Raw genomic sequence first — 14,145 nt, forward strand, 5'->3', positions numbered from 1 at the left:
AGTGCGTGCCAGCCAGTCAGCAGGGCCGGCCACGCCCTTGTGCGCATCATCGCTTCCAGCAAAAGGGTCAACATCATGGTTCGCTTTCTGCTTGGCGTTCTAGGCGTACTCGCGATCAGCCTGCCCGCGTCGGCGGGCGTGAAGCCTTACCCCGCTTCGTTCCAGGTCAAGGAACTGCAAACCGATGGCGCCACGCTTCATGTGCGCGTGGGTGGCAAGGGCCCGGCCGTGGTGCTGTTGCACGGTTTCGGCGATACCGGGGACATGTGGGAGCCGCTGGCCGAGGTGTTGGCGCGCCATCACACGGTCGTGGTGCCTGATTTGCGCGGCATGGGCCTGTCGTCCCATCCCGAGGAGGGGTACGACAAGCGCACCCAGGCCGCGGATATCCGCTCCGTGCTGACGCAGTTGCATATCGATCACGCGGTGGTCGTGGGTCATGACATCGGCACGATGGTCGCCTATGCCTATGCGGCGCGTTATCCGGACAAGACCGACAAGCTCGTTGTAATGGATGCGCCGGTTCCGGGCATTCCACCGTGGGACCAGATCGTCCGCCTGCCTGCGCTATGGCATTTCGACTTCGGTGGGCCCGATATGGAGAGGCTGGTGGCAGGACGTGAGCGCATCTATCTCGACCGTTTCTGGAACGAGTTTGCGGGAGATCCGTCCAAAATGGACGAAGCGTCCCGTCAGCATTACGCCGAGCTTTATGCGCGGCCTGGCGCCATGCACTCCGCGTTTGCGCAGTTCCGCTCGATCCGCAAGGACGCCGAGGACAACAAGCTCGCCATGGCGACGAAACTGCCGATGCCGGTCCTGGCCATCGGCGGCGAGAAATCCTTTGGCGCCAACGAAGCCGCCGTGATGCGCAACGCCGCGACCAATGTCACCGAGCTGGTGGTGCCTAATGCGGGCCATTGGCTGATGGAAGAAGCAACGGGCCCGACCATCACGGCGATAAGCGCCTTTATCGATGGACCGAAGACGCATCCCTGATCGCATCGCCTGACTGCCAGGTTCTGCGGTGACTTGTACGCGGAAACAAAAACGGCGCCGTATCGCTACGGCGCCGTATTCGTTTCAAGCGATGGTGCCGGGAATCAGAGCGCCTCGAACACGCCCGCCGCGCCCATGCCGGTGCCGATACACATGGTCACCATGCCGTACTTCTGCTTGCGACGACGCATGCCGTGGATCAGGGTGGCGGCGCGGATCGCGCCGGTGGCGCCGAGCGGATGGCCGAGGGCGATGGCGCCGCCCAGCGGGTTGACCTTGCTCGGGTCGAGGCCGAGGTCGCCCATCACGGCGAGTGCCTGGGCGGCAAACGCCTCGTTGAGCTCGATCCAGTCCAGCTGGTCCTGCTTGATGCCGGTCTGCTTGAGCGCCTTCGGAATCGCTTCCTTCGGGCCAATGCCCATCACTTCCGGCTTCACGCCAGCGACGGAGAAGCCGACGAAGCGAGCGAGCGGGGTGAGGTTGTAGTCCTTGATCGCCTGCTCGCTGGCGAGCAGCAGGGCGCCGGCGCCGTCGGACATCTGCGAGGAGTTGCCGGCCGTCACGCTGCCGCCGAACTTGTCGTTGCGGAACACCGTGCGCAGCTTGGCCAGCACGTCGAGCGTGGTGCCGGCGCGGGGGCCTTCATCGGTGTCGATCAGGCGACTGTCGGTCTTGATGCCGCGGCTGACCAGGTCGGGATAGTGATCGTCAAGCTGGAACGGGGTGATCTCTTCCTTGAACTCACCGGCAGCGATGGCGGCGAGTGCGCGACGATGGCTCTCGACGGCGAACGCGTCCTGCTGCTCGCGCGTGACCTTCCACTGCTCGGCCACTTTCTCGGCGGTAATGCCCATGCCGTAGGCGATGGCGCGGTCTTCGTCGTTGGCGAAGATGGCGGGGTTCATCGCGATCTTGTGGCCCATCATCGGCACCATGCTCATGCTCTCGGTGCCGCCGGCGATCATCAGGTCGGCGAGGCCGAGCTGGATGCGGTCGGCCGCCATCGCGATCGCCTGCACGCCCGAAGAACAGAAGCGGTTGATGGTGACACCCGGCACGGTATACGGCAGGCCGGCGAGCAGGGTGCCGATGCGCGCCACGTTCATGCCTTGCTCGGCTTCCGGCATGGCGCAGCCGATGATGGCGTCGTCGATGCGGTGCGGGTCGATGCCCGGTGCCTGCGCCATCACGGCACGGATCACGTGGGCCAGCATGTCGTCGGGACGGGTGTTGCGGAATACGCCGCGCGGCGCCTTGCCGACCGGGGTACGGGTGGCGGCGACGATATAGGCGTCTTGTACTTGCTTGGTCATGGTTTTGCTCCGTGTTGTCGCGCGTAGGTCGCAGCGACGCACTCAAGTTTTTGTTCGTCATCCCTGCCTGCGCAGGGACGACGAGCCTCATCAGTTACGCAGCGGCTTGCCCGTGGTCATGGTGTGGGCGATGCGTGCCTGCGTCTTCTCGGTCTTGGCCAGCTCCACGAAGTGCTTGCGCTCCAGGCTCAGCAGCCACTCCTCGTCGACTGACGAGCCGCGTTCGATCTGGCCACCACACAGCGTGTCCGCAATACGCGCGGCGATGGCCACGTCATGCGGCGAGGCGAAATAGCCTTCCTGCAGGTTGGCCAGCGAGGCCTTGAACGTCGCGGTGCCGACGTCGCCGGCCGCCGGGATGGCGCGGGCCGGCATCGGCGGACGCCAGCCGCTTTCGGCCAGCGACAGGGCGACCTTCTTGGCCACGTACAACAGCTCGTACGCGTTGAACACGACCACGTCGCTGTCGCGCAGCAGGCCCAGCTGCTTGGCTTCCATCGCGCTGCCGGACACCTTGGCCATGGCGATCGTCTCGAACACCTTCTTCAGTGCCTCGAACGGATCTTCCGGATTGGCCTGGGCCGCACGCACGGCCAGCTCCTTCAAACCACCGCCCGCCGGCAGCAGGCCCACGCCGGCCTCGACCAGGCCGATATAGCTTTCCAATGCAGCGACCGTGCGGGCCGAATGCATCTGGAACTCGCAGCCGCCGCCCAGGGCCAGGCCGCGTACCGCGGCCACCACCGGCACCAGCGAGTGCTTGATGCGCATGCTGGTGCGCTGGAAGTTCGTCACCATCTTGTCGAAGTCGTCGAACTTGCCGGCCTGCAGCAGGCCCAGCGCGCCCTTCAAATCGGCGCCAGCCGAGAAGGGCTCGCCGGTCTGCCACAGCACCACCGCCTTGAGCTGCTGCTCGGCGATATCGATCGCCTGCTGCACGCCATCGAGCACGTAGTCGTTGACCGTGTTCATCTTGGTCTTGAACGAGATGATGCCCACGCCATCGTCGCCCAGGGTCCACAGGCGCACGCCGTCGTTCTCCCACACCGTGCTGCCCTGGTCGAACTTCTCGCCCAGGATCGGATCGGGGAACAGCTGGCGCTGGTAGACCGGGTGCTGCGAGCGCGGCTTGTAGCTGCCCGAGGCGACCGACCAGGAACCTTCCTTGCCGTGCACGCCGGTGCGGCCATCGGTGACCCAGGCCGGCAGCGGCGCCCGGCTCATGGCCTTTCCGGCGGCGATGTCTTCGGCGATCCAGCCGGTAACCTGCTGCCAGCCAGCGGCCTGCCAGGTCTCGAACGGACCGAGCTTCCAGCCGTAGCCCCAGCGGATGGCGAAGTCGACATCGCGCGCGGTGTCGGCGATATCGCCCAGGTGATACGCGGTGTAGTGGAACAGGTCGCGGAAGGTGGCCCACAGGAACTGCGCCTGCGGATCGGCCGAGGCGCGCAGCTTGCCGAACTTCTCGGCGGGGTCCTTGATGGCCAGGATCGCCGACACCTCATCCGAGGCCTTCTGCTCGGACGGGCGATAGTCCTGCTTGGCCACGTCGATGACCACGATGTCCTTGCCGGCCTTGCGATAGAAGCCGGCGCCGGTCTTCTGGCCGAGTGCGCCCTTGGCGATCAGGCCCTGCAGCCATACGGGGGCCTTGAAGTACTCGTGCCACGGATCGTCGGACAGCGTATCGGCCATGGTCTTGATCACATGCGCCATGGTGTCCAGGCCGACCACGTCGGCGGTGCGGTAGGTCGCACTCTTGGGACGGCCCACGGCCGGACCGGTCAAGGCGTCGACGGTGTCGAAGCCGAGCTTGAACTGCTCGGTGTGATACATCGTCGCCAGCATCGAGAACACGCCAATGCGGTTGCCGATGAAGTTCGGCGTGTCCTTGGCGTAGACCACGCCCTTGCCCAGCGCCGTGGTGAGGAACGCCTCGAGGCCTTCCAGCACATTCTTGTCGGTCAGCCGGGTCGGGATCAATTCGACCAGGTGCATGTAGCGCGGCGGATTGAAGAAGTGCACGCCGCTGAAGCGATGGCGCATTTCTTCCGGCAGCGCCTCGGCCAGCGCGTTGATCGACAGGCCCGAGGTATTGGAGGCAATCACCGCCGTCTTGGACAGGTGCGAGGCGATCTTCTTGTAGAGATCGAGCTTCCAGTCCATCCGTTCGGCAATCGCTTCGATCACCAGGTCCACGTCCTGCAGGTGCCCCAGGTCATCGTCGTAGTTCGCCGGGATGATCGCCGCCGCGACGTTCTTGTCCGCCAGCGGGGCAGGCGAGAGCTTCTGCAGATTGGCGATGGCCTTCAGGGCGATGCCGCTCTTGGGACCTTCCTTGGCCGGAAGGTCGAACAGCACGGTTTCGACGCCGGCGTTGGTCAGGTGCGCAGCGATCTGCGCCCCCATGACGCCGGCGCCGAGTACCGCGGCCTTGCGGATACGTAGCGCTGCCTTGGGTAAGGATGTTGCGGTCATTGGCTTCTCCGTAGTGCGAGACACAAAAAGGTGGGACAGGCGGCCGTGCGCGGCCGGGGGATGTCAGGTGACGAATTCAGGGTGACTTGAGGCCTGCGGCGGCGAAACCGATCAGGTGCTCGGCGGTCTGCTCGCGGTGCTGGTGCTCCGGCACGTCGCTTTTTCGCTGGATCATGCCGAAGCCCGACATGGCGTGGGTCAGGGCGCCGGTCACCAGGTCGACCCGCCAATACAGCTCTTCCTTGCTGAGATTGGGCAGCAGGCGGGCGAATTCAGCGGTGAACTGGCGCATCACGTGGCCGTAGTTTTCCGACAAGAACTTGCGCAAGGTGTCGTCATGCTCGGCGAAGGCCCGGGCCAGCACGCGCATGAACAAGGAACCACTGGCATCGTGGGAAAGCTCCAGTGCAGGCGCGATGAAGGCCTCCAGGACGTCCTCGATGGTCGTGGCTGGGTCCCCGGCGATCTTTTGCAGGGCGGCCATGCGGCGTCCGTTCAGCTGGTCCAGCCGGCGCCGGAACACCTCCTCGATCAGGCGGTCCTTGGAGCCGAAGTGGTAGTTCACGGCGGCCAGGTTGACCCCGGCGGCGGCGGTCAGCTGGCGCAGCGAGGCGCCTTCGAAGCCGTGTTGGGCAAACAATTCCTCGGCGGCGCCGAGGATGCGTTCCTTGGTCGGCAGGGCGGCACTGGATGCGGGCATGGGTCGTGGGCCTGAACGAGGAATCAAACGATCGTTTGAGCATACGCGGGTCGATTTGCAGCCGTCAAACGATCGTTGGACCTGGCCGTCCCGGGCCCTGCGGCCGGCTTGCGTATCAGTTAGAATCTGTCAAACTTTCGTGAGCTAAATCCGCATATAAGCGCCGGATTTGGCGTAATTTGCCGGTAACGACCGGCCCGCCCATTCAGATACCCGTTTTCCCGGAGCAGACCCTCATGGCGCTGGAGCGCACCCTTTCCATTATCAAGCCCGACGCCGTTGCCAAGAACGTGATCGGTGAAATCTACGCCCGTTTCGAAAAGGCTGGCCTGAAGATCGTCGCTGCCAAGATGAAGCACCTGTCGCGCAAGGAAGCCGAAGGCTTCTACGCCGTGCATCGCGAGCGCCCGTTCTTCAACGCCCTGGTCGAGTTCATGATCTCGGGCCCGGTGATGATCCAGACCCTGGAAGGTGAGAACGCCGTCCTCAAGCATCGCGACCTGATGGGCGCCACCAATCCGAAGGACGCTGCGCCGGGCACCATCCGCGCGGATTTCGCCGACTCCATCGACGCCAACGCAGTACACGGTTCCGACGCCGCCGAGACGGCGAAGGTCGAGATCGCGTACTTCTTCGCCGAGACGGAAGTCTTTAGTCGCTAATTGCGTTCGTCCACGAACGCGAAGGTCAGAAAGCGGCCGTCCAAGGCCGCAACGTAGAAGATGATGAATCAGGCAATTTCCACTACATCCGAGAAGGTCAACCTGCTCGACTTCGATCGCCAAGGCTTGCGTGATTTCTTTGCGCAGCTCGGTGAGAAGCCCTATCGCGCCGAGCAGGTGATGAAGTGGATCTACCATCGCCTGGAAGACAACTTCGAAAACATGACCGATGTGGGCAAGACGCTTCGAGCCAAGCTCGAGGCGTCTTGCTATGTCGGCCCGCCGAAAACCCTGTTCGAGAAGGGTGCCGTCGACGGCACGCATAAGTGGTTGCTCGGCATGGATGGCGGTAACGCCATCGAAGCGGTGTACATCCCGGAGCCGACTCGCGGCACGCTGTGCGTGTCCTCGCAGGTGGGTTGCGGTCTCAACTGCCAGTTCTGCTCCACCGCGACGCAGGGCTTCAACCGCAACCTGTCCACGGCCGAAGTCATCGGCCAGATGTGGGTGGCGGCAAAATACCTTGGCAACGTCACGCACCAGAACCGCCGCATCACCAACGTGGTGATGATGGGCATGGGCGAGCCGCTGCTGAACTTCGACAACGTCACCAAGGCGATGAGCCTGATGCGCGACGACCTGGGCTTCGGCCTGGCCGCCAAGCGCGTCACCCTGTCCACCGCCGGCCTGGTGCCGATGATCGACAAGTTGTCGGAAACCATCGACGTGTCGCTGGCCGTGTCGCTGCATGCGGCGAACGACGAGCTGCGCACCGAGCTGGTGCCGCTCAACAAGCGCTATCCGATCGCCGAGCTGATGGCGTCCTGCCAGCGCTGGCTGGATCGCAAGCCGCGCACCTCGATCACCTTCGAGTACACCCTGATGAAGGGTGTCAACGACCAGCCCGAGCACGCGCGCCAGCTGATCAAGCTGATGCGCCGCATGCCCACGTGCAAGGTCAACCTGATTCCGTTCAATCCATTTCCTGGCACTCGTTTCGAGCGCTCTGACGCCGAGACGATACGCGCCTTCCAGACCCAGTTGCTCAATGCCCACGTGCTGACCATGTTGCGCCGGACTCGCGGCGATGACATCGACGCGGCCTGTGGCCAGCTCAAAGGGCAGGTATTGGACCGCACCCGTCGCCAGGCCGAATTTCGCAAGCGTCTGGACGAGGGGGCGAGTCATGCGGCTTGATCGGATGTTGTTGGGGGCCAGCGTTGCGGCATTGCTGGCGGGATGTGTTTCGACGACGACTAACAATGCCGGGGGCTTGTCGACCAAGATCCCGCGCACGACCAAGGCCGACCAGAAGGAGGAGGGCGCCCGCGTCCATACCGATCTCGGTCAGCAGTACATGCAGAACGGCGACCTGCAGGACGCCCTGGTCAAGCTCAACAAGGCGCTGGAGTTCGACCCGAACTACGTGCCGGCCCACACCGTCATCGCCGTCCTGTTCGAGCGCATCAACGACCTGCCCAATGCGGAGCTGCATTACCGCAAGGCCCAGTCGCTGGCGCCGAGCAAGGGCGATACCAATAACAATCTGGGCTGGTTCCTGTGCAACAAGGAAGGCAAGACGGCCGAGGCCATTCCGTATTTTCAGAAGGCGGTCGCCGACCCGTTCTATCAGACTCCGTCGCTGGCCTGGACCAACGCCGGTACCTGCCTGATGCGTACGCAGGATTACGCCGGCGCCGAAGTGGACTTCCGCAAGGCCCTGCAGATTGACCCGATGAATGGCGAGACGTTGTATCAGCTCGCCAATGTGCTTTATCTTCAGGGTGATGCGTTCCGTGCCCGGGCCTTTGTTCAGCGTTTCGACGCGCTGGGCCAGCCCTCGGCGGCGGGACTCAAGCTTGGTCACGATATTGAAGCCCGGTTGGGCAACAGGGATGCTGCTCTCAACTATGGTAGGCGACTGCAAAGCCAGTTCCCGGATTCGGAACAGGCGCACGCCCTCGACGCAACTGCAAGCCAATGACATCCCAGCAGTCAAATTCGGCCCACAGCGGCAACCGAGCCATCCCTCTTACTGAAACACCCGAAGCCACCATGGACACGGAACACTCATCGTTGGAAGCGATCGAAGGCAGCCTGGGCAGTCGTCTGCGTGCGGGACGCGAAAAGCGCGGCGTGGACATAGAGTCATGCGCGCACGCGTTGCGCCTGCCGACCAGGGTGGTTCGCCAGCTCGAGGGCAACGATTACAGCGGCATCGACTACCAGGTTTACCTGGAGGGCTACCTCACCAAGTACGCACGCTACCTGGGGATAGACGAAGCCGCGGTGAAGGCGGAACTCCGGCAACTCCGCCCGAGCCAGCCGACCCTGGTCGCTACGGGCGGCATTTCGCATTCGCGTTATCTGCTGGAAAACTACGCTCGCGCGGCCACCTACGTTGTGTTGACGGCGGCGATCGTCGTACCCACCATCTGGCTCGGCGTGCGCGGCACGCTGGATCGCGATGTCAGTCATCTGGCCCCGCTGGATGCCGCCCCGGTGGCCCAGGTGGATGCGCCGGTGAGCGCTAGCAGCGCTGCTGCGGCTCCCGCGGCCACGCCGGCTGAAAGTGACGCCAATAACGCGAGCACGGTGGCCGCCGCACCTGCGGCCCAGCCTGCTCCTGCCCCTGCCACGTCGGCTCCGGCGCCGGACCAGCAGCCGCTGATGGCATCGATGGCACCGTTCCCGAACCTTGGCAATGACGCATCCCACGCGCCGGCACCGGCGCCTGCTGCCACGCCCGCCGGCAATGGTGCCCACAGCCTGGTGCTGAGCCTCGAGGCCGCCAGCTGGGTCGAAGTCACCACCAAGGACGGCTCGCGCCTCGAATACGGCCTGTTGCCGGCCGGCAGCTCCAAGACCTACCACAGCGACCAGCCGATGGAAGTGCGTATCGGCAACGCCACTGGCGCGCAGGTCACGCTGGACGGTCAGCCGATGGCGCTGGACAGCTATCGTCGCGCAAATGTCGCCCATTTCCGCATCGAAATGCGCGACGGCAAGGCCGAGCCGGCCGGCGCCTGATCATCGCGCCGAACCTGTGCGGTCCGGCGCAATCGGTTATGCTTGCCCATTGTCTGCTCGACAACGAGCGGACTGGTCGAGCTGATTTCTTTTTCCGCATGACGGGCGCGTCGCAAGTGCCTTCGATGTGCGGCTCCCAAGGGTGATTGCATGGCATTTGAAGCGTACGACGATTACGAACAGAGCGAACGCGTACAGCAATGGCTGCGACAGAACGGCCTGTCGATCGTCGTTGGCATCGCGATCGGTCTGGTCGGCATCTTTGGCTGGCAGCAGTGGAACAAGCACAAGGCCGGTCATGAGGCCGAGGCCGCCAACCTCTATCAGCAGATCCAGGCGGCGGTGTCGTCGGGCAAGGTCGAGGGCGCGGACACGCTGACCGAGCAGTTGCTCAAGGATTACACCGATACGCCTTACGCCATGTTTGCGGTGAGCGATCGCGCCCAGCGCCAGGTGCAGGCGAACCAACTGGACAAGGCCGTGGAGTCCCTGAACTGGGCTGAGAGCCATGCCGACAATGCCGAGCTGAAGGCGCTTACCGAAATGCGCATTGCGCAGGTGTTGTTGGCTCAGGGCAAGGGCGCTGACGCGCTGGCTGCGCTCGATCGCATGCCGCTCAAGAGCTATGAAGGATCGGCCCAGGAACTACGCGGCGATGTACTGGTCAAGCTTGGGCGTCCAGACGATGCCCGCAAGGCGTATGAAGCCGCCAAGTCGGCGTTGGGCGAGAACGCGCCTCAGAGCGTGCAGATGAAAATCGATAATCTGGCCGTGGCCGGGAAGCAGGGTGCATGAAACCTGAAGTGATGAAGCGCAGTGCGATGAAGCGTGTGTTGCTTGTTGCGCTGACCTCCTTGGTGGCCCTTGCCGGCTGCCATTCGTTCAAGAAGGAAAACGTTCAGCCGCCGACCCCGCTGGCCAAGGACTTCAAGCCCACGGTCCAGGTCACCCGCGTGTGGACCAACTCGGTGGGCGAAGGCGCAGGCGAGAGTGGCGTGCGCCTGCGTCCGGCCTTTGCTGATGGCGTGCTGTATCTCGCCAGCACTGACGGCAAGATTTCCGCCATCGACGCGGCCAGCGGCAAGACCCTGTGGTCCAAGAGCTCGCGCACGCAAGGCTGGTTCGGCTGGGGCGACAAGAAGCGTGCAGACGCGTTCTACGCCGGTGGCCCGACGGTGGTGGGCGACCTGCTGGTGGTCGGCACGCTCGATGGCCATGTCTACGGCATCAACGCGAAGGACGGTAGCCCGCGTTGGGAGTCCGTGGTCAATTCCGAGGTGGTGGCTTCGCCGGCCATTGCCGGCAACCTGGTGATTGCGCGCACGGGCGATGGCCGTCTGTACGGCTTCGACAGCAGCACGGGTGAACGTCGCTGGGTTTATGACCAGGGCAACGTTCCCCTGCTCAGCCTGCGTGGCGAAGGTCCGCTGCTGGTGGCGAACGGCGTGGTGTTCTTCGGCAGCGACGACGGCAAGCTGATTGCGCTGCGTCTGGACACCGGCGACAAGCTGTGGGAACAGCGCCTCGCCAGTGGCGAGGGGCGCACCGAGATCGATCGTCTCAGCGACGCCGATGGCGGCATCCTGCTCGATGGCAGCACGCTGTTCGGTGCCGCCTATCACGGCAACCTGGTCGCCGTGGATGGTCCCAGCGGTCGTCCGCTGTGGGGCCGTCCGTTCTCCACCTTCACCTCGCTCGATATCGGCAACAACGCGCTGTTTGGCGTCGACGCCGATTCGCAGGTGTGGGCGTTCGACAAGAACGGCGGCGCCGACATGTGGAAGAACGACAAGCTCAAGTACCGCTGGCTCACCGGGCCGGCCGTGCAGGGCGACTTTGTCGTGGTAGGCGACCTGGAAGGCTACGTGCATTGGCTGCAGACCGGCGACGGCGCGCTGGCCGCTCGCGAGCGCCTGTCCAAGAAGCCCATTCGCGCCCAGCCGCTGGTGGTGGGTGACACTGTGTTCGTGGTCGACGTGAAGGGCCGCATTGGCGCTTATCGTCTGGCCGCACACTGATAGCGGAACGGATGTCTAAGCATGTTGCCCGTCATAGCTCTGGTCGGTCGCCCCAACGTCGGTAAATCGACCCTGTTCAATGCCATGACGCGCAGCCGTGATGCCCTGGTCGCAGATATGCCAGGTGTCACCCGCGATCGCCATTACGGCGTGTGCCGCACCGGCACACGCCCGTTCGTGGTGGTCGATACGGGCGGCCTCACCGAGGTGGAAGAGGGCATTGATGCGCTTACCGCGCAGCAAGTGCGCTTCGCCATCGAGGAAGCCAACGTCCTCGTGTTCGTCGTCGATGCGCGCGACGGCCTGCTGCCGCAGGACCGCACCATCCTCGCCGAGCTGCGGCGCAGCGGAAAGCCGATCATTGCCGCGGTCAACAAGACCGATGGCCTCGATCTGCAGAACGCGATGGCGGAATTCGCCGTGTTCGGCATTGCCAACACGCTGCCGCTGGCCGCCGCGCATAACCGCGGCACGGAAGACCTGGTCGCTGCCACCGAGCGGCTGTTGCCCCCCGAGGTCGAGGAAGTCGTCGATCCGGGCGAGGCCGGCAGCATTCGCGTTGCCATCGTCGGTCGCCCGAACGCCGGCAAGTCCACCCTGATCAATCGCCTGCTGGGCGAGGATCGCTTGATCGTGTCCAGCGTTGCCGGTACCACGCGTGATCCGATCCGCGTGCCGCTGGAGCGTGATGGCAAGCGCTACACCTTGATCGACACCGCCGGTGTGCGCCGCAAGGCGCGCGTTGAAGAGGCGGTGGAGAAATTCAGCGTCATCAAGACCCTGCAATCCATGGCTGCCGCCCAAGTCGTCGTGGTGATGGTCGATGCACGCGAGAACCTCGCCGACCAGGACCTCACCCTCATCGGCCACGCCGTGGACGAGGGCAGGGCGCTGGTGATCGCCGTCAACAAGTGGGACGGCATGGAGGCCTACGACCGCGAGCAATGCCAGCGTGCGCTGGAGCGTCGCCTGCAATTCGTCGACTGGGCCAAGACGGTATTCATTTCCGCGCTGCACGGATCCGGCCTGCGTGAGCTGATGCGCGCCGTGGTGCATGCCCATCATGCGGCGACCAAGGAACTGAGCTCGTCCGAGCTCACCAAGACGCTGGAGCTGGCCTACGAGGGCTATCAGCCGCCGCTGGTCCGCGGCCACGTGCCGAAGTTGCGCTTCGCGCATCCGGGTGGCACCAACCCGCCGACCATCGTCATCCATGGCAGCCGTACCAAGCACATCGCCCCGGCGTATCGGCGCTATCTGGAGAACTTCTTCCGCAAGCGCTACAAGCTGGAAGGCACGCCGGTGCGCATCTCGTTCCGTGATGGCGAGAATCCGTTTGCCGGCAAGAAGAACATGCTTACGGACAGCCAGAAGCGCAAGCGCCAGCGCATGATCCGCGAGATGAAGAAGCGTAACTAAGCGCGATGGCATCCAGCCACGGCCTTGATGCGCCGTGGCCCGGCATACGCTTTATGCTAGTCGCATGAGTACTGCCAACGATCGCGATACCTGGCTGGCCGACTTACGCCAGCGCATTCCCGAGATTGCTCCGGCTGACGCCTTGGCGCGTCAGGCGCAAGGCGCGCTGTTGATCGATGTGCGTGAAGACGGCGAGCGCGCTGCGGGCACGCCGGTTGGCGCACTGGGTCTGTCCCGCGGTTTTCTGGAGCTGCGCATCGAGCAGGCCGAGGCGGACCGGGAGCGCCCGCTGATGGCTTTGTGCGGCAGCGGCCAGCGTTCATTGCTCGCCGCCGAAGCCCTGCTTCGACTTGGCTATCGCCATGTGGTTTCCGTCGCGGGCGGCTATAACCGCTGGAAGGCCGAGGGTTTGCCTACCGCCACGGGTGCGCTGGATGCCGACGCCGCCGAACGCTACGCGCGCCAGTTGCGCTTGCCGCAGGTGGGCGAGGAAGGGCAGGCCAGGCTTGCGCGCGCCAGCATTGCACTGTTGGGTGCGGGTGGCCTGGGTGCGCCAGCGGCCTTGTACCTGGCGGCCGCCGGCGTGGGCAGGCTGACCCTGATCGACGACGATCGGGTGGAGCGATCCAACCTGCATCGACAGGTGATCCATGCCGACGCACGCGTGGGCATGGCCAAGGCCGAGTCGGCACGCATCGCCTTGGCGGCATTGAACCCGCGTGTGCAGGTGGAGACGCGCGAAGAGCGGCTGCAGGCGGACAGTGTCGAGCGCCTGCTCGGCGGCCATGAGCTGGTGATCGATGGCGCGGACAATTTCCCTGCACGCTACCTGGTGGCCGCCGCGTCACTCAGGCTGCAGATGCCGATGATTTATGGCGCCGTGGAGCGCTTCACGGGCCAGGTCAGCGTGTTCGATCCCCGGCGTGCGGATTCGCCTTGCTATCGCTGCCTCTTTCCGGAGCCGCCATCGGCGGCGGAAGCACCCAATTGCAGCGAGGCTGGCGTGCTCGGCGTTCTGCCCGGCATCGTCGGCTTGCTGCAGGCGACCGAGGCGCTCAAGTTGATTCTTGGCCTGGGCGAGCCTCTGGTCGGTCGATTGCTGAGTTTCGACGCGCTGTCCATGCGCTTTCGCGAGACGCGGTTGCCGCGGGATCCGGGTTGTCCGGGTTGTGGCGCGCACGCGACGTTCCAGGGTTATCACGATATCCAGCAGATGTGTGCGGCGGCCGGTTGAGCCGGCTTTTTGCGCGCCAGCCGCGCTTTTTCACCGGCGTGCCTGTTACGACCTAAGGAAGTCCCTATAGGACGCAGCGGGCGCTGCTTTGCTCCTTCTCCCTTCCGGGGAGAAGGGTGGGATGAGGGGCGGGTGCTCGCGGTCACGCTAAAACCAAGCGCCATGGCCAGCTTGCCGCTTACGCAGCGGGCGTTTCGACTGCCTGCCGGCAGCCGAGTCACTTTTCTTTGCTGGCCCAAAGAAAAGTAACCCAAAGAAATGGCCTCTAGAGCTGGTAGCACTCCGTTGGATA

At 64.4% G+C, this 14,145-nt stretch carries 12 protein-coding genes; 9 read left to right on the forward strand and 3 right to left on the reverse strand.

Annotated elements, in window-relative coordinates; translation table 11 throughout:
* Nucleotides 1-75: 75 nt before the first annotated feature.
* Nucleotides 76-999 (forward strand): alpha/beta fold hydrolase, encoded by a 924-nt coding sequence (locus OUZ49_RS15545; protein ID WP_266151415.1) that lies wholly within the window; start codon nucleotides 76-78, stop codon nucleotides 997-999.
* A 104-nt stretch (nucleotides 1,000-1,103) separates the two neighbouring features.
* On the opposite strand, the gene OUZ49_RS15550 is transcribed toward OUZ49_RS15545, so the two are convergent.
* The 3 genes from OUZ49_RS15550 to OUZ49_RS15560 all read right to left on the reverse strand — a co-directional run bounded on the left by OUZ49_RS15550 (nucleotide 1,104) and on the right by OUZ49_RS15560 (nucleotide 5,490).
* Nucleotides 1,104-2,312 carry an acetyl-CoA C-acyltransferase gene (locus tag OUZ49_RS15550; protein WP_266151416.1) on the reverse strand — a complete coding sequence of 403 codons (1,209 nt, stop codon included), beginning with the start codon at nucleotides 2,310-2,312 and terminating at the stop codon, nucleotides 1,104-1,106.
* A 90-nt stretch (nucleotides 2,313-2,402) separates the two neighbouring features.
* Entirely contained in the window at nucleotides 2,403-4,790 is a 2,388-nt protein-coding gene (locus OUZ49_RS15555) for a 3-hydroxyacyl-CoA dehydrogenase/enoyl-CoA hydratase family protein (RefSeq protein WP_266151417.1), read from the reverse strand.
* Between the two features lie 76 nt (nucleotides 4,791-4,866).
* Nucleotides 4,867-5,490 carry a TetR/AcrR family transcriptional regulator gene (locus OUZ49_RS15560; RefSeq protein WP_266151418.1) on the reverse strand — a complete coding sequence of 208 codons (624 nt, stop codon included), beginning with the start codon at nucleotides 5,488-5,490 and terminating at the stop codon, nucleotides 4,867-4,869.
* A 236-nt stretch (nucleotides 5,491-5,726) separates the two neighbouring features.
* Here OUZ49_RS15560 and ndk point away from each other — a divergent pair, with 236 nt between their 5' ends.
* The 8 genes from ndk to moeB all read left to right on the forward strand — a co-directional run bounded on the left by ndk (nucleotide 5,727) and on the right by moeB (nucleotide 13,853).
* Nucleotides 5,727-6,152, forward strand: coding sequence for a nucleoside-diphosphate kinase (ndk, locus tag OUZ49_RS15565; RefSeq protein WP_266151419.1), 426 nt, complete (start codon nucleotides 5,727-5,729; stop codon nucleotides 6,150-6,152).
* Nucleotides 6,153-6,212: 60 nt separating this feature from the next.
* Nucleotides 6,213-7,349, forward strand: a complete 1,137-nt coding sequence (gene rlmN / locus OUZ49_RS15570) for a dual-specificity RNA methyltransferase RlmN (RefSeq protein ID WP_380003987.1) — start codon at nucleotides 6,213-6,215, stop codon at nucleotides 7,347-7,349.
* A gap of 4 nt (nucleotides 7,350-7,353) precedes the next feature.
* Entirely contained in the window at nucleotides 7,354-8,136 is a 783-nt protein-coding gene (gene pilW, locus OUZ49_RS15575) for a type IV pilus biogenesis/stability protein PilW (protein WP_266151442.1), read from the forward strand.
* On the forward strand, nucleotides 8,133-9,182 hold the full coding sequence (locus OUZ49_RS15580) for a RodZ domain-containing protein (protein WP_380003989.1): 1,050 nt from the start codon (nucleotides 8,133-8,135) through the stop codon (nucleotides 9,180-9,182). The genes pilW and OUZ49_RS15580 overlap by 4 nt, the downstream gene beginning before the upstream one ends.
* Nucleotides 9,183-9,332: 150 nt before the next feature.
* Nucleotides 9,333-9,977 carry a YfgM family protein gene (locus OUZ49_RS15585; RefSeq protein WP_266151422.1) on the forward strand — a complete coding sequence of 215 codons (645 nt, stop codon included), beginning with the start codon at nucleotides 9,333-9,335 and terminating at the stop codon, nucleotides 9,975-9,977.
* A complete protein-coding gene (gene bamB, locus OUZ49_RS15590) occupies nucleotides 9,974-11,200 on the forward strand; it encodes an outer membrane protein assembly factor BamB (protein ID WP_266151424.1) in 1,227 nt (408 codons plus the stop codon). Before OUZ49_RS15585 ends, bamB begins: the two co-directional genes overlap by 4 nt.
* Before the next feature lie 21 nt (nucleotides 11,201-11,221).
* Nucleotides 11,222-12,619 carry a ribosome biogenesis GTPase Der gene (der, locus tag OUZ49_RS15595; RefSeq protein WP_266151425.1) on the forward strand — a complete coding sequence of 466 codons (1,398 nt, stop codon included), beginning with the start codon at nucleotides 11,222-11,224 and terminating at the stop codon, nucleotides 12,617-12,619.
* A gap of 64 nt (nucleotides 12,620-12,683) precedes the next feature.
* Nucleotides 12,684-13,853 carry a molybdopterin-synthase adenylyltransferase MoeB gene (moeB, locus tag OUZ49_RS15600; protein WP_266151427.1) on the forward strand — a complete coding sequence of 390 codons (1,170 nt, stop codon included), beginning with the start codon at nucleotides 12,684-12,686 and terminating at the stop codon, nucleotides 13,851-13,853.
* Nucleotides 13,854-14,145 lie beyond the last annotated feature (292 nt).

Source organism: Dyella halodurans (assembly GCF_026283925.1).
Taxonomy (GTDB): Bacteria; Pseudomonadota; Gammaproteobacteria; order Xanthomonadales; family Rhodanobacteraceae; genus Dyella; species Dyella halodurans.